Origin of the sequence: Serinicoccus shuyuelongi (genome assembly GCF_045032955.1) — a bacterium.
Classification (GTDB): Bacteria; Actinomycetota; Actinomycetes; order Actinomycetales; family Dermatophilaceae; genus Ornithinicoccus.
Window position 1 is genome coordinate 764088 of record NZ_JBJFZU010000002.1, and the last position, 14995, is coordinate 779082.

The 14995-nt window shown below is 71.9% G+C and carries 15 protein-coding genes and 1 tRNA gene; 11 read left to right on the forward strand and 5 right to left on the reverse strand.

Annotated features, from left to right (window positions below):
• Window positions 1-6: 6 nt before the first annotated feature.
• The 4 genes from ACI3EY_RS03885 (at window position 7) to ACI3EY_RS03900 (ending at window position 4105) form a co-directional block, all read left to right on the forward strand.
• Window positions 7-1977 carry a fumarate reductase/succinate dehydrogenase flavoprotein subunit gene (locus tag ACI3EY_RS03885; RefSeq protein ID WP_405039479.1) on the forward strand — a complete coding sequence of 657 codons (1971 nt, stop codon included), beginning with the start codon at window positions 7-9 and terminating at the stop codon, window positions 1975-1977.
• Window positions 1974-2717, forward strand: a complete 744-nt coding sequence (locus tag ACI3EY_RS03890; RefSeq protein ID WP_405035818.1) for a succinate dehydrogenase/fumarate reductase iron-sulfur subunit — start codon at window positions 1974-1976, stop codon at window positions 2715-2717. Before ACI3EY_RS03885 ends, ACI3EY_RS03890 begins: the two co-directional genes overlap by 4 nt.
• Before the next feature lie 16 nt (window positions 2718-2733).
• Window positions 2734-3603 (forward strand): 16S rRNA (cytidine(1402)-2'-O)-methyltransferase, encoded by an 870-nt coding sequence (gene rsmI / locus ACI3EY_RS03895; protein ID WP_405039480.1) that lies wholly within the window; start codon window positions 2734-2736, stop codon window positions 3601-3603.
• A 79-nt stretch (window positions 3604-3682) separates the two neighbouring features.
• Entirely contained in the window at window positions 3683-4105 is a 423-nt protein-coding gene (locus ACI3EY_RS03900) for a hypothetical protein (protein ID WP_405035820.1), read from the forward strand.
• Here ACI3EY_RS03900 and ACI3EY_RS03905 read toward each other — a convergent pair.
• Window positions 4096-4707: a DUF4126 domain-containing protein gene (locus ACI3EY_RS03905; RefSeq protein ID WP_405039481.1), complete on the reverse strand. Its 612-nt coding sequence runs from the start codon at window positions 4705-4707 to the stop codon at window positions 4096-4098. The two genes, ACI3EY_RS03900 and ACI3EY_RS03905, sit on opposite strands and share 10 nt — an antisense overlap.
• Window positions 4708-4857: 150 nt before the next feature.
• Here ACI3EY_RS03905 and ACI3EY_RS03910 point away from each other — a divergent pair, with 150 nt between their 5' ends.
• Window positions 4858-5337 carry a SigE family RNA polymerase sigma factor gene (locus ACI3EY_RS03910; RefSeq protein ID WP_405035822.1) on the forward strand — a complete coding sequence of 160 codons (480 nt, stop codon included), beginning with the start codon at window positions 4858-4860 and terminating at the stop codon, window positions 5335-5337.
• Window positions 5330-6079 carry a hypothetical protein gene (locus tag ACI3EY_RS03915; protein ID WP_405039482.1) on the forward strand — a complete coding sequence of 250 codons (750 nt, stop codon included), beginning with the start codon at window positions 5330-5332 and terminating at the stop codon, window positions 6077-6079. Before ACI3EY_RS03910 ends, ACI3EY_RS03915 begins: the two co-directional genes overlap by 8 nt.
• 6 nt (window positions 6080-6085) lie before the next feature.
• On the opposite strand, the gene ACI3EY_RS03920 is transcribed toward ACI3EY_RS03915, so the two are convergent.
• Complete coding sequence (locus tag ACI3EY_RS03920; RefSeq protein WP_405035824.1) at window positions 6086-6568, reverse strand: glutathione peroxidase; 483 nt, start codon at window positions 6566-6568, stop codon at window positions 6086-6088.
• A 62-nt stretch (window positions 6569-6630) separates the two neighbouring features.
• On the opposite strand from ACI3EY_RS03920, the gene metG reads away from it, so the two are divergent.
• The 5 genes from metG (at window position 6631) to ACI3EY_RS03945 (ending at window position 13319) form a co-directional block, all read left to right on the forward strand.
• Window positions 6631-8466 carry a methionine--tRNA ligase gene (metG, locus tag ACI3EY_RS03925; RefSeq protein WP_405039483.1) on the forward strand — a complete coding sequence of 612 codons (1836 nt, stop codon included), beginning with the start codon at window positions 6631-6633 and terminating at the stop codon, window positions 8464-8466.
• Window positions 8463-9293, forward strand: coding sequence for a TatD family hydrolase (locus tag ACI3EY_RS03930; protein ID WP_405039484.1), 831 nt, complete (start codon window positions 8463-8465; stop codon window positions 9291-9293). Before metG ends, ACI3EY_RS03930 begins: the two co-directional genes overlap by 4 nt.
• A gap of 204 nt (window positions 9294-9497) precedes the next feature.
• The gene (gene rsmA / locus ACI3EY_RS03935; RefSeq protein WP_405039485.1) at window positions 9498-10418 is read left to right on the forward strand and encodes a 16S rRNA (adenine(1518)-N(6)/adenine(1519)-N(6))-dimethyltransferase RsmA; all 921 of its coding nucleotides are present in this window, start codon (window positions 9498-9500) and stop codon (window positions 10416-10418) included.
• Window positions 10419-10422: 4 nt separating this feature from the next.
• The gene (locus tag ACI3EY_RS03940; RefSeq protein ID WP_405039486.1) at window positions 10423-11430 is read left to right on the forward strand and encodes a 4-(cytidine 5'-diphospho)-2-C-methyl-D-erythritol kinase; all 1008 of its coding nucleotides are present in this window, start codon (window positions 10423-10425) and stop codon (window positions 11428-11430) included.
• The gene (locus tag ACI3EY_RS03945; protein ID WP_405039487.1) at window positions 11430-13319 is read left to right on the forward strand and encodes an ABC-F family ATP-binding cassette domain-containing protein; all 1890 of its coding nucleotides are present in this window, start codon (window positions 11430-11432) and stop codon (window positions 13317-13319) included. The genes ACI3EY_RS03940 and ACI3EY_RS03945 overlap by 1 nt, the downstream gene beginning before the upstream one ends.
• Window positions 13320-13512: 193 nt before the next feature.
• Here the strand turns inward: ACI3EY_RS03945 and ACI3EY_RS03950 are convergent, their stop codons facing one another.
• The 3 genes from ACI3EY_RS03950 to ACI3EY_RS03960 all read right to left on the reverse strand — a co-directional run bounded on the left by ACI3EY_RS03950 (window position 13513) and on the right by ACI3EY_RS03960 (window position 14967).
• Complete coding sequence (locus ACI3EY_RS03950; protein WP_405035830.1) at window positions 13513-14016, reverse strand: MarR family winged helix-turn-helix transcriptional regulator; 504 nt, start codon at window positions 14014-14016, stop codon at window positions 13513-13515.
• Window positions 14017-14047: 31 nt separating this feature from the next.
• Window positions 14048-14126: transfer RNA gene (locus ACI3EY_RS03955), tRNA-Gln, on the reverse strand.
• A gap of 232 nt (window positions 14127-14358) precedes the next feature.
• Window positions 14359-14967, reverse strand: coding sequence for a TetR family transcriptional regulator (locus ACI3EY_RS03960; RefSeq protein ID WP_405035867.1), 609 nt, complete (start codon window positions 14965-14967; stop codon window positions 14359-14361).
• Window positions 14968-14995: the final 28 nt, after the last annotated feature.

Sequence of the window (14995 nt, forward strand, 5' to 3'; positions counted from 1 at the left end):
ACCACCATGACTGAGACCCTGATCGCAGGCCTCTACCGCGAGGGCGAGCCTGTCGCCGACACCAAGGCCCCGGCCGGTGACATCGCGAGCAAGTGGACCACCCGGCAGTTCGACGCTGCCCTGGTCAACCCGGCCAACCGGCGCAAGCTGTCGGTGATCATCGTGGGCACCGGCCTGGCCGGTGCCTCCGCCGGCGCCACCCTCGGCGAGGCCGGGTACCAGGTCAAGTCGTTCTGCTACCAGGACAGCCCCCGCCGCGCGCACTCCATCGCCGCCCAGGGCGGGATCAACGCCGCCAAGAACTACAAGGGCGACGGCGACTCCACCCACCGGCTCTTCTACGACACGGTCAAGGGCGGTGACTACCGCTCCCGGGAGACCAACGTCTACCGGCTGGCCGAGGTCAGCGCCGACATCATCGACCAGTGCGTCGCCCAGGGCGTCCCCTTCGCGCGTGAGTACGGCGGGCTGCTGGACAACCGCTCCTTCGGTGGGGTCCAGGTGTCGCGGACCTTCTACGCGCGCGGCCAGACGGGCCAGCAGCTGCTGATCGGGGCATACCAGGCGCTGGAGCGGCAGATCGCCGCCGGCACCGTGGAGATGTTCGCCCGGCACGAGATGCTCGAGCTGGTCGTCGTCGACGGGAAGGCCCGCGGGATCATCGCCCGCGACATGGTCACCGGTGAGATCGAGACGCACATGGCGGACGCCGTGGTGCTCGCCTCCGGCGGGTACGGCAACGTCTTCTACCTGTCGACCAACGCGATGGGCTGCAACGTCACCGCCTCCTGGCGGGCGCACCGCAAGGGCGCCTACTTCGGCAACCCCTGCTACACGCAGATCCACCCGACCTGCATCCCGCAGGCCGGCGAGCACCAGTCCAAGCTGACGCTGATGAGCGAGTCGCTGCGCAACGACGGCCGGATCTGGGTGCCGAAGAAGGAGGAGGACTGCGACAAGAACCCGCAGGAGATCCCCGAGGAGGACCGCGACTACTACCTGGAGCGGATCTACCCCGGCTTCGGCAACCTGGTGCCTCGCGACATCGCCTCCCGGCAGGCCAAGAACATGTGCGACGAGGGTCGCGGTGTGGGCCCGGCGGTCGACGGGGTCCGGCGCGGCGTCTACCTGGACTTCGCCGACGCCATCTCCCGGCTCGGTGAGGACGCGGTCCGCAACAAGTACGGCAACCTCTTCGACATGTACGAGCGGATCACCGGGGAGAACCCGTACGCGGTCCCGATGCGCATCTACCCGGCGGTGCACTACACGATGGGCGGGCTGTGGGTCGACTACGACCTGGAGTCCACGATCCCCGGGCTGTTCGTCACCGGCGAGGCCAACTTCTCCGACCACGGGGCCAACCGGCTCGGCGCCTCCGCGCTGATGCAGGGCCTGGCCGACGGCTACTTCGTGCTGCCGAACACCATCCGTGACTACCTGGCCAAGGGCCCGTTCACGCCTGTCGCCGAGGACGACCCGGCCGTGGTCGAGGCCCAGCAGGAGGTCCAGGCGCGGGTCGAGCGGCTGATGTCGGTCAACGGCACCCGCTCGGTCGACTCGTACCACAAGGCCCTCGGCAAGATCATGTGGGAGAAGTGCGGCATGGAGCGCAGCGAGGAGGGCCTGCGCGAGGCGATCGAGGAGATCCGCGCGCTGCGCCACGACTTCTGGTCCAACGTGCGCGTGCTGGGGGACCCGATGGGTCTCAACCAGTCGCTGGAGAAGGCGGGCAGGGTCGCCGACTTCTTCGAGCTCGGCGAGCTCATGTGCGTCGACGCGCTGCACCGCCGCGAGTCCTGCGGCGGCCACTTCCGCGCCGAGAGCCAGACCGAGGACGGTGAGGCGCTGCGTCACGACGACGAGTACGCCTATGTCGCGGCCTGGGAATGGGGCGGTGACGACGAGGCACCGATCCTGCACAAGGAAGACCTCGTGTACGAGCACATCGAGCTGAAGCAGAGGAGCTACAAGTGAAGCTCGCCCTCAAGATCTGGCGCCAGCAGGGTCCGCAGGACCAGGGCCAGATGGTCCGGTACGACATCGACGGGGTCTCCGAGGACAGCTCGTTCCTGGAGATGCTCGACCTGCTCAACGAGCAGCTCAGCGACAAGGGTGAGGAGCCGGTCGCCTTCGACTCCGACTGCCGTGAAGGCATCTGCGGAGCCTGCGGCGTGGTGATCAACGGCGAGGCCCACGGGCCGGAGCGGACCACCACCTGCCAGCTGCACATGCGCAGCTTCAACGACGGCGACGAGATCGTCATCGAGCCCTGGCGCGCCGAGCCGTTCCCGGTGATCAAGGACCTGGTGGTGGACCGTGCGTCCTTCGACCGGATCATCCAGGCCGGCGGGTTCGTCTCGGCCAACACCGGCTCCGCGCCGGACGCGCACGCCACCCCGGTGCCCAAGGAGGACGCGGACCGCGCGTTCATGGCGGCCGAGTGCATCGGCTGCGGCGCCTGTGTCGCGGCCTGCCCGAACGCCTCCGGGATGCTCTTCATGGGCGCCAAGGTCACCCACCTCGGGGAGCTGCCGCAGGGCCAGCCCGAGCGCGACGCGCGCGTGGTGGCGATGAGCGAGACGCACGACCACGAGGGCTTCGGCGGGTGCACCAACCTGGGCGAGTGCAGCCGCGCCTGCCCCAAGGGGATCCCGCTGAACGTCATCAGCCAGCTGAACGCCGACTACCGCCGGGCCGGCTACGGCAACGGCTGAGTCCGGGGGACCGGGTATGCCCGCGCAGGCGGACCCGCCCGGTCCCGCACGGGTGGCCGCCCTGGTGCTCGCCGCGACCCCGATCGGGGACGTCCGGGACGCCAGCCCCCGACTCGTCGAGGAGCTGACGACCGCTGACGTGGTGGCCGCCGAGGATACCCGTCGGCTGCGCCGGCTGACCGACCGGCTCGGGGTCGCCGTCGGCGGCGAGCTGGTCAGCTACCACGAGCACAACGAGGCCTCCCGCACGCCGGAACTGGTGGAGCGGGTCGCCGCCGGGGCCCGGGTGCTGCTCGTCACCGACGCCGGTATGCCCTCGGTCTCCGACCCCGGCTTCCGGCTGGTCGAGGCGTGCGTCGCCGCGGACCTGCCGGTGACCTGCGTGCCCGGCCCGTCAGCCGTGCTGATGTCGCTGGCGCTCAGCGGGCTGCCCGTCGACCGCTTCTGCTTCGAGGGCTTCCTGCCCCGCAAGCAGGGGGAGCGGGAGCGGACCCTGGCCGCGCTGGCGCAGGAACCCCGGACGATGGTCTTCTTCGAGGCGCCGCACCGGCTGGCGGCGACCCTGGGGTCGATGGCCACCACCCTGGGGGCCGACCGCCCGGCGGCCGTCTGCCGGGAGCTCACTAAGACCTACGAGGAGGTCCGCCGGGGACCGTTGTCCGAGCTGGTGGACTGGGCCGCAGACGGCGTCCGCGGCGAGATCACCGTGGTGGTGGCGGGGCGAGCCGCCAGCGGACCGGGCGATCCGGCCGAGGTCATACCCCAGGTGCTGGAGCGGGTGGCCGCCGGTGAGCGCCTCAAGGACGTGTGCCGTGACGTGGCGGCCGACACCGGGCTGTCGGCCCGGGACCTCTACGAGGAGGCGCTGCGCGCGCGGCACCCTTGACAGGCACGGAACCCCGTGCTGAGACTGACTCCCCGCGTCCTGCCCGTGCAGGCGCTTCCCTGTGACGAAGGACTGGCGGATGAGCTACAACTGGCACGCGATCCTGGGCGGTCTCCTCGGTGGGGTGCTCGCGGCGCTGGTCGCCGGGTACGCCACCAGCCAGATGCTCCCGGCGACCACGGAGGTGGCGATCTCGGACATGGTCTGGGCCGGGGTCGCGGCCGCGGTCGGCGGCGTGCTGGGGGTGGTCGCCGGGTGGCTGGTCAACCGGCGCCGGGGCAACGGGCTCGGCGGGATCGCGGCGATCGTCAGCCTGCTGGCCGCGCTCAACGGCACCTTCTCCTGGTTCCGGGAGTTCGGTGGGCTCTACGACGTGCTGCCGCTGCTGACTCGCACCATTCTGCTGCTCGGCGGCGGGCTGATCCTGATGACGCTCGTCTGCGGACTGACCGCGGCGCTGCTGCGGGTGCAGTCTGTGCCGCAGGAGCAGGCTCAGCTGTAGCCGGCGTCCGACATCAGCTGGTCACGGTGCTGCTTGCGCCGTCGGTTGCGCCGCCAGAGGGCGAACAGGCCCCACAGCAGGAGCAGCAGCAGGAAGACCACCAGCACCGGGATGAAGATGGCGATCAGCGACAGCGTCAGGGCGGCGCCGTCCTCGGCCGCGGAGACGACCGGGGTGCCCAGCCCTGCGGTGCCGGCGTTGACCACCGGACGGGTGACCGCCTTGGCGGTGTGCACGATGCCGGCGGTGACGATGCCCAGCAGCACTCCGATCCAGGGGTTGTCCTGCATGAACGAGGAGCCCTGCTCGAAGTCGCCGGCCGCGGTCGTGGCCGCGAAGATGAGACCGCCGGTCGCCGGGCGGACGAAGGTGCCGACCGCGTCGTTGAGGTGGTCCACCAACGCCACCTTGTCCAGCACCACCTCGGAGAGGAGCAGCACCGCCGCGATGCCGATGGCCCAGTTGGACTCGATCCAGGCGTACTGGTGCGGCAGGGTGACGACGTCGGTGAAACGCGCGATGAGCGCCACGAGGATGAACGGGATGTAGGCGTTCAGCCCCGCGGCGGCCGACAGACCGGTTCCGGTGAGGGCAGCGAGCACGATCAGGCCTCCTGGCGTGGGCGACCCCCGGCGGGAGCCGTCCGCTCAAGTCAACCACGGGGGACGGATCCGCACGCCCCACAACCTTTCCGGGGGTCGCGCCGTTTCCGGTGGTGAGTGTCTGTCGAGGAGCGAGAGGAGCGCCGCGGGGTGCGAGGTGACCAGGAGCGGGCGTACGTCGCGTTCGTCGAGGCCAGCCGGACGACCCTGCACGGGTATGCCTGGTTGCTGACCGCCGATCAGCACGGCGCGGAGGACCTGCTGCAGGAGACCTTCGTCCGGGTCTACGTGAAGTGGTCCACGGCGTCGGCGCAGCCCTTGGCCTACGCGCGCCGGGTGATGTCCAACCTGCACACCGACCGTTGGCGCTCGCGCCGCCGCGAGGTGCTGCGCGACGAGGTGCCGGAGCACGCGGACCGGACGGTGCCGGACACCGTGGACGTGGTGCGGGCGCTCCAACGGATCGCGCCCCGCGAGCGGGAGTGCGTCGTGCTGCGGCACTACCTGGACCTGTCCGAGAAGGAGACCGCGGCGGCGGTCGGGATCAGCGTGGGTGCGGTGAAGAGCTACACCTCACGGGGTCTGGCCGCCGTCCGGCCGTTGCTGCACGAGGAGGAGCGCTATGTCTGAGGCGATGACACGACTCCTGCGGGAGGCCGCCGACGCGGCACCACCGAGCGAGCTCGACACGGGGACGCTGCTGGCGCACGGGCGTCGACGGGTCCGGCGCCGCCGGGTGGCGGGGGTCGGTGCCGGGGTCGGGACCCTGGCGGTGGCGGGTGGCCTGTGGCTGGCCGTGACGGACGGCGCGATGCCTGGGACCACCCCACCGGCCGTGCCGGCCGGGTACTCCTCCCCGGTGAGCGAGGCCCCCGACCTGCAGACCTGGGAGGTCGGGGACCTCACCGTCGGGACCAGCGAGGAATGGGACGCGTGGGTGGCACGGGACCCCGAGGACGGTGCGGTGCTGATGGACGGCCAGGTCGAGGGTGCCGGGGTGGCGGTGCAGCCGGACGGCCCGGACGGCGAGGTGGTCGTCGTCTACGTCGGCCGGGAGGTCGCGCTCGAGGACGGGGTCACGTCCGCGGCCGGTACGCCTGTGCTGACCCCGGAGGGTTCCGTCGTGGTGGGTGCCACGCAGGGCACCGGCGGTGTGTCGGTCGAGGACGGCCCCGACCCGGGCCTCGCGATCTTCGTCACCCGGGTCCGGTGCGAGGGCATACCCCAGGATTGCATCTCGGGGATCGACACCACCGGTGACCGCGCCGTCGACACCGCGGTGACCTTCGACCCCGTCTCGGTGGAGCAGGGCGTCGGCACGGCGTTCCCGGGCCTCGAGGTCCGGGACATCGAGAAGCCTGACGGGTCCTGAACGCGCTCAGGCGGCCAGGGCCGCCAGGATGTCGTCGCGCATCTTGGCCGGGTCCGTGGTCGGGGCATACCGCTTGAGCACGGTGCCGTCCCGGCCGACCAGGAACTTGGTGAAGTTCCACCGGATCTTGTCGCCGACCAGGCCGGAGGCCTCGCTGCGCAGCCAGGCGAAGAGCGGGTGCGCGCCCGGGCCGTTGACGTCGACCTTGGCGAACATCGGGAAGCTCACCCCGTAGTTCTGCTCGCAGAAGTCGCCGATCTCGGCCTCGGTGCCCGGCTCCTGGCCGCCGAACTGGTCGCACGGGAAGCCCAGGATGACCAGCCCGTCACAGGCCAGCTCCTGGTGCAGCCGTTCGAGACCGGCGTACTGGGGGGTGAAGCCGCAGTTGCTGGCCGTGTTCACGACCACCACGACCTTGCCCGCGTGGTCGGCGAGGTCGACCGGGTGGCCGGTGAGGGAGTCGGCGCGGAAGTCGGCGAGGGTCGTCATACCTGCAGTATCACCAACGCCGGCCACGGTCCCGCGACCCGCCCCACCTAGACTGGCGGACCATGAGCCACGTCCTGTCCGCCGTCGCCTGGCCGTACGCCAACGGCCCACGTCACCTGGGCCACGTCGCCGGGTTCGGCGTCCCCTCCGACGTCTTCAGCCGGTACATGCGGATGGCGGGCCACGAGGTGCTGATGATCTCCGGCTCGGACGAGCACGGCACCCCGATCCTGGTGCAGGCGGACAAGGCCGGGCAGAGCCCGCAGGAGTTCATCGACACCAACCACCGGGTGATCGCGGAGGACCTCGCCGCGCTCGGGGTGTCCTACGACCTCTACACCCGGACCACCACCGCCAACCACGACGACGTGGTGCAGCGGATGTTCCTGGCCTGCTGGCACAACGGCTACATGGTCGAGCAGACCCAGCAGGTCGCGATCAGCCCGTCCACCGGCCGCACCCTGCCGGACCGCTACATCGAGGGCACCTGCCCCATCTGCGGGTATGCCGAGGCTCGCGGCGACCAGTGCGACAGCTGCGGCAACCAGCTCGACCCGGCCGACCTGCTCGACCCCCGGTCCAAGATCAACGGGGAGACCCCGGAGTTCCGGGACACCGAGCACTTCTTCCTCGACCTGCCGGCGCTGGCCGAGGCGCTCGGGGAGTGGCTGGACGGGCGGGAGGCCAGCGGTCTGTGGCGGCCCAACGTCATCCGGTTCTCGCAGAACATCCTGGCCGAGATCCGGCCGCGGGCGATGACCCGCGACATCGACTGGGGCATCACGATCCCGCTCGAGGGGTGGCAGGAGAACCCGACGAAGAAGCTCTACGTCTGGTTCGACGCCGTCATCGGCTACCTGTCCGCCTCGGTCGAGTGGGCCCGACGCCTGCCCGGCGACCAGTCCGAGCGCTGGCGCGAGTGGTGGGTGCAGGGCGCGGTGGCCGACCAGCTGTCCTACTACTTCATGGGCAAGGACAACATCACCTTCCACTCCCAGATCTGGCCGGCCGAGCTGCTGGCGCACAACGGGCGGGGTGCGAAGGGCGGCGAGGTCGGCCCGTTCGGTGAGCTGAACCTGCCCACCGAGGTGGTCTCGAGCGAGTTCCTGACCATGGAGGGGCGCCAGTTCTCCACGTCGCGCAACATCGTCATCTACGTCCGTGACGTCCTCGAGCGCTACCAGCCGGACGCGGTGCGCTACTTCCTCTCGGCGGCCGCGCCGGAGACGGCCGACTCCGACTTCAACTGGCCCGAGTTCGTCAAGCGCACCAACACCGAGCTCGTCGCCGGCTGGGGCAACCTGGTCAACCGGACCGCGACGATGATCGCCAAGAACTTCGGCGAGATCCCCGAGCCGGGTCCGCTGGAGGAGGTCGACGAGGCGCTGCTGCGTCAGGTCCGGGAGGGCTTCGACGTCGTCGGCGGGCTGATCGCGGGGCACAAGCAGAAGGCGGCGCTGACCGAGGCGATGCGCCTGGTCGGCGAGGCGAACGCCTACGTCTCCACCACCGAGCCGTTCAAGCTCAAGGGTGACGATCAGCGCGAGCGCCTGGCGACCGTGCTGCACACCCTGGCGCAGGCGGTGCTGGACCTGAACACGATCCTCTCGCCGTACCTGCCGCACTCCTCCACCGCGGTGCACCAGGCGCTGGGTGGTGAGGGTGAGTTCCAGCCGATGCCGGTCGTGCAGACGGTCAGCGACCTGGACGACCCGGAACGGCCGGACTACCCCATCGTCACCGGCGACTACGCGGGCGCGCCCCGTTGGGCGCACCGCCCGGTCGCGGCCGGGGCCGCGGTGGCGAAGCCGTCACCGATCTTCACCAAGCTCGACCCCTCGGTGGTCGAGACCGAGCGGGCCCGTCTCGGTCTGGTGGGGCAGCAGGACCCGGTATGACCTCGCGCCCCCCGGCGCCGGACCGGCTGCCGGTCGCGGTGGTCGACAACCATGCCCACCTGGACATCCACCGGGACGGCGAGGCGCCGCCGGAGCCGGCGCAGGCCCTCGCCGAGGCGGCCGCCGTCGGGGTGGACCGGGTGGTGCAGATCGGCTGCGACCTGGAGTCCGCACGCTGGACGGTGCGGGTGATCGAGGACCACCCGTCGCTGCTCGGCGGGGTGGCGCTGCACCCGAACGAGGCGCCCCGGCACGAGCAGGCCGGTGACCTGGAGGACGCCCTCGGCGAGATCCGCGAGCTGGCCCGGCGCCCCCGGGTGCGGGTCGTCGGGGAGACCGGCCTGGACTACTTCCGCACAGGCCCCGAAGGGGTCGCGGCCCAGCAGGAGTCCTTCCGGGCGCACATCGGCATCGCCAAGGAGCTGGGGCTGGCGCTGCAGATCCACGACCGGGACGCGCACCAGGACGTGCTGAGGATCCTGGCCGAGGAGGGAGCGCCGGAGCGGACCGTGCTGCACTGCTTCTCCGGGGACATGGAGATGGCCCGGGAGTGCGTGCGCCGGGGCTACTACCTGTCCTTCGCCGGCACGGTGACCTTCAAGAACGCCACCGACCTGCGCAACGCGCTCTCGGTGACGCCGCTGGAGCACCTGCTGGTGGAGACCGACGCCCCCTACCTGACGCCGCACCCGCACCGGGGCCGGACCAACGCGCCCTACCTGGTGCCGCTGACGGTGCGGGCGATGGCCGCCACCCTGAACACCAGCGTGCCTCAGCTGTGCGAGGCGATCTCCGCCAACAGCGAGGCCGTCTACGGGCCGTGGTGAGCGGTGGCGTCCTCGGGACGACCGGCATACCTCGTGAGGCCCGGCCCCGGCATGCCGGATGGCGCACACGCCACGCCACCCGCCCCGGAGCCCACCCCAGCGGGAGTGCGGTCACCATAGGGAGACCTTCATCGCCCTGTAGTGCGATGAAGGTCCGGCTACGGTGACCGCACTCGCCATCGACGGGGTGAGAGGATGCGGTCCGTGAGTGACGAGTCCGAGCCGGTGACGCCCCCGGGCGACGGCGCCGAGCACCTGCTCGGGCCGGCCGAGGTCCGCGACCTGGCGTCCCGGTTGGGGATCCGGCCGACCAAGTCGTGGGGGCAGAACTTCGTCATCGACAAGGGCACCGTCCGCCGGATCGTCCGGGTCGCCGGCCTCGACCCGGAGGACGTCGTGCTCGAGGTCGGCCCCGGGCTGGGGTCGCTCACCCTTGCGCTGCTGCCGCAGGTGCGCCACGTCACCGCGGTGGAGATCGACCCGACGCTGGCCGCGCAGCTGCCGGTGACCGTCGCCGAGCATGACGCACACCTCGCCGGACGGCTCACCGTGCTGCAGGCGGACGCGCTGCGGATCACCGGGCTGCCCGACCCGCAGCCGACGGCGCTGGTCGCGAACCTGCCCTACAACGTGGCGGTCCCGGTGGTGCTTCACCTGCTGGCCACGGTGCCCACCCTGGAGAAGGTCCTGGTGATGGTCCAGCTGGAGGTGGCCGAGCGGCTCGCGGCGACGCCGGGCAGCAAGGTCTACGGCGTCCCCAGCGTCAAGGCGGCCTGGTATGCCGACGTCTCCGGCGCCGGGCGGATCGGCCGCAACGTCTTCTGGCCGGCCCCCAACGTCGACTCCGGCCTGGTCCGGATGGTGCGCAGCGAGCCCCCGGCGACCACCGCCACCCGGGAGCAGGTCTTCGCCGTCGTCGACGCCGCCTTCGCCCAGCGCCGCAAGACGCTGCGGGCGGCCCTGGGGGGCTGGGCCGGGTCGCCGGCCCGGGCCGAGGAGGTGCTGCGCGAGGCAGAGGTCGACCCGCGCGCCCGCGGTGAGGTGCTGTCCGTCGAGGACTTCGCCCGGATCGCCGCGGCCGGTCGGAGGCTGTGGGAGACGGCCGGGGCGCACACCATAGGGTGAGTGCATGACGTCGCAGGCGGAGACCGTCACCGTGCGGGTGCCCGGGAAGATCAACCTCGGGCTCTCCGTCGGACCGCTGCGCGAGGACGGCTACCACGAGCTGTCCACGATCTACCACGCCGTCAGCCTCTACGACACGGTCACCGTGCAGCCCGCCGACGACTGGTCCGTGCACGTGACCGGCCCCTGGGGGGACCGGGTCCCGGCCGACGCCAGCAACCTGGCGCTGGTCGCCGCCAGGACGCTGGCCCGTCGTCGCGCCCGTCGGGCCAAGGTGGACCCGGTGCGGATCGACATCGACAAGAACATCCCGGTGGCCGGCGGGATGGCCGGTGGCAGTGCGGACGCCGCCGCCGCCCTGGTCGGCTGCCGTGAGCTGTGGGCGCTGGACCACATCGAGAACGACATGCTGGAGGGCATCGCCGCCGGCCTCGGCTCCGACGTCCCCTTCCTGCTGCACGGGGGCACCGCGATCGGCACCGGCCGCGGCGAGCAGGTGACCTCGGTGCTGGCCCGGGGGGAGCTGCACTGGGTGCTCTGGGCCGGGGAAGATCTGTCCCTGTCCACCCCGGAGGTGTATGCCGAGTGGGACCGCCTCCGTGAGGAGGCGGGAACGGTGCCGGGCACCCCGGAGCCCTCGGGCGAGCTGATGGCCGCGCTGCGCCGGATGGACACCGACGCGGTGGCGGACGCCCTGCACAACGACCTGCAGGACGCCGCGATCTCGTTGCAGCCGGTGCTCTCGGAGGCGCTCGCCGCCGGGCTGGACCTGGGCGCGCGGGGTGCCCTGGTCTCCGGGTCCGGACCCACCGTCGCCTTCCTGGTCGGGTCCCAGACGGAGGCCATCGACCTGTCCGTCGGGCTGGCGGCCAACGGCCCGCACGGTGACATCGTCCGCGCCACCGGCCCGGTACCCGGTGCTCAGGTGGTGCACCACCGCAACTCCCCGGAGCCCTACCGGGCCCTGCCCACGCCGCACCGCCCGGGGCCCCCGGGGCCGGTGACCGGCTGATGGCGGCGGCCACGGCCCCGTCGGCGAGCCTGGTCACGCTCGACCGCGCCCACCTGCTGGCCGGCACCCAGGTGCTCCTGGACGGCGTCTCGGTCGGTGTCCTCGACGGTGACCGGGTCGGCGTCGTCGGCCGCAACGGCGGCGGCAAGACCTCGCTGCTCTCGGTGCTCACCGGTCGGCGCGAGCTGGACGGCGGCAGGGTCATCCGCACCGGCGACGTGACCATGGGCATGCTCAGCCAGACGGACGTCCTCGACCCGGAGGCCACCATCGCGCAGGTGGTGCTGGGCGACCTCGACGAGCACGAGTGGGCTGGCGACGCCCGCGTCCGGGAGGTGCTGCAGGGGCTGCTCGGGGGCACCGACGCCCCGGCGGTCGGCGGCTGGCACGCGAGGGTCGGCCCGCTCTCCGGTGGTGAGCGGCGGCGGTTGGCGCTGGCCTCGCTGCTGGTGGCCGACCCGGACCTGCTGGTGCTGGACGAGCCCACCAACCACCTGGACGTGGAGGGGGTCGCGTGGCTGGCGGCATACCTGTCCGGGCGGCGGCGGGGCAACCGCGGCCAGGGCAGCGCGCTGGTGGTGGTCACCCACGACCGGTGGTTCCTGGACGCCGTCTGCACCGCCACCTGGGAGGTTGAGGACGGGCAGGTGCACACCTACGAGGGTGGGTACGCAGCGTTCGTGCTGGCCAAGGTGGAACGGCAGCGGGTCGCGAAGGTGACCCAGGAACGACGCGCCAACCTCGCCCGCAAGGAGCTGGCCTGGCTGCGCCGCGGGGCCCCGGCACGGACCAGCAAGCCCAAGTTCCGGATCGACGCCGCGACCGAGCTGATCGAGGGTGAGCCGCCGCCCCGGGACGCGGTGGAGCTGGTGCGCTTCGCCACCACCCGGCTGGGCAAGGACGTGCTCGACCTGCTGAACGCCACGGTCACGGTGGGCGAGCGGGTCCTGCTGCAGGACGTCACCTGGCGGATCGGGCCGGGCGACCGGTATGGCGTGGTCGGCGTCAACGGTGCCGGCAAGTCGACCCTGCTGCGGGTCCTGCAGGGCGATCACCCGCTGGCCGCGGGCAAGCTGAAGACCGGCAAGACGGTCAAGGTGGCGTGCCTGAGCCAGGAGTTGCGCGAGCTGGACCGGGTCGCCGGATGGAGCGTGATCGACGCGGTGACGGAGGTGCGTTCGTTCACGATGATCGACGGCAAGGAGGTCTCCGCGAGCTCGCTGGCCAAGCGGCTCGGGTTCTCCGGAGGCCGCCAGCAGTCCCGGGTCGGGGACCTGTCGGGTGGGGAGCGGCGCCGGCTGCAGTTCGTCCGGCTGCTGATGGACGAGCCGAACGTGCTGATGCTCGACGAGCCGACCAACGACCTGGACATCGACACCCTGACCGCGATGGAGGACGTCCTCGACGGGTGGGCCGGGACGCTGCTGGTGGTCTCGCACGACCGGTACCTGCTGGAGCGGATGACGGACCGCCAGCTGGCGTTGCTCGGTGACGGTGACCTGCGGGACCTGCCCGGTGGGGTGGAGCAGTACCTGGAGCTGCGGCGGGCCGGGGTCGGTCGCCGTTCGGCGCCCTCGGCCGGGGCGCTGCCGGGGCAGGCGGGCGACGGGGGCGGCTCCGGGTCCGGTGGTGGGTCCGGGCCCGCCGGTGCCGCGGGGGAGGGCTTCAGTCCCGCCGAGGTGCGAGAGGCGCGCAAGACCCTGGCGCGGGTGGAGAAGGCCCTGGACCGGCTGCATACCCAGCAGGGGCGGTTGCACGAGCAGATGGCAGCGGCCGCGACCGACCCGGACGAGCTGGCCCGTCTCATCGCCGCGGACGCCGACCTGATCGCTCAGGAGGACGCCCTGGAGCTGGAGTGGCTCGAGGCGTCCGAGGCCGCGCAGGGTTAGGGCTGACCCCGACCCCTCTCACCGCCCCACCAGCCGACCGGGCGAGCGTTGTGCCCCGACCGGGCGCGCGTTGTGTCCTGACCGGGCGAGCGGTATGCCGCGCCCGGGCGCGCGTTATGCCGTGACCGGGCGCGCGTTATGCCGTGACCGGGCGAGCGGTATGCCGCGCCCGGGCGGGCGTAGTGCTGTGCCGTCAGGCGTCGTCGAAGGGCGACAGCAAGCCTTTGAGCAGCTGAGCCAGCTCGGCCTGCCGGTCCTCGGGCAGTCCCTGCAGCAGATGCTGCTCGTCGGTGACCAGGTCGGCCAGGGCGTTGTCGACGACCTCCCGTCCAGTGCCGGTGAGTCGCACCAGACGGGAGCGCTGGTCGGCGTCCGAGGCGGCGCGATCCACCAGCCCCCGGTCCACGAGCCGGGTGATCCGGTTGGTCATCGTGCCGCTCGTGACCAGTGTCTGCCGGACCAGCTGGGTGGGTGTGAGCTGGTACGGCTCCCCGGCCCGGCGTAGCGCCGACAGGACATCGAACTCCCAGGACTCCAGCCCGTGCCGACCGAAGGCCGAGCGTCGGGCCAGGTCGAGGTGGCGGGCCAGCCGGGAGACCCGGGACAGGACCTCCAGCGGGGAGACGTCCAGGTCAGGTCGTTCGCGTGCCCAGGCGGCGACGATGCGGTCGACCTCGTCGTCGGGTGCCTGGCTCATGCCCCTCACAGTACCCAGGGTGGGTGACGGGCTCCCCGGGTAGGAATCGAACCTACGTCGCTAGTCCTGATTCAAAGTCAGGCGGCCCCTGCCAGCAGAGCAACCGGGGAACGTGCGGAAGCACCGGGCCAGCCTAACGGGACGGCGTCACCGGGTGATCCGGAGCACACCGCTCGCCCGGTCGGGACACAACGCGCGCCCGGTCGGGGCACAACGCGCGCCCGGTCGGGGCACAATGCGCGCCCGGTCGGGGCACAACGCGCGCCCGGTCGGGGCACAACGCTCGCCCGGTCGGGGCACAACGCTCGCCCGGTCGGGGCACAACGCGCGCCCGGTCGGGGGCTACTTGCGGCTGCGGGAGCGCAGGATGGGCTTGGCCTCCATCCCGGCCAGCCCGTTCCAGGCCAGGTTCACCAGGTGGGCGGCGACGTCCTCCTTCTTCATCTTGCGCGAGTCGAGCCACCAGCCGCCCGGGATCGCCACCATGCCGACCAGCATCTGGGCATACAGCGGGGCGGTCTTGGGGTCCAGGCGCCGGCGTTTGAACTCGGCGGCGAGGATGTGCTCGACCTGGCTGGCGATGTCGCTGATCAGGCTGGCGAACGACCCGGTCGACTGCCCGGGCGGGCTGTCCCGCACCAGGATCCGGAAGCCGTCGGTGGAGTGCTCGATGTAGTCCAGCAGCGCCAGCGCCGCCGCCTCCAGCAGCGCCCGGGCGTTGCCCTCGTGCTCGGTCAGGGCGACGGTGATCTGGCCGAGCAGCGCCTGGATCTCCCGGTCCACGACCACCGCGTACAGGCCCTCCTTGCCCCCGAAGTGCTCGTAGATCACCGGCTTGCTGACCCCCGCCGCCTCCGAGATCTGCTCGACGCTGGTCCCCTCGAAGCCCCGCTCGGCGAACAGCGCCCGCCCCACCTCGATCAGCTGCTGTCGCCGTTGGGGTCCGGTCATCCGGTTGCGGTGCGCTGACTTGGCTGCT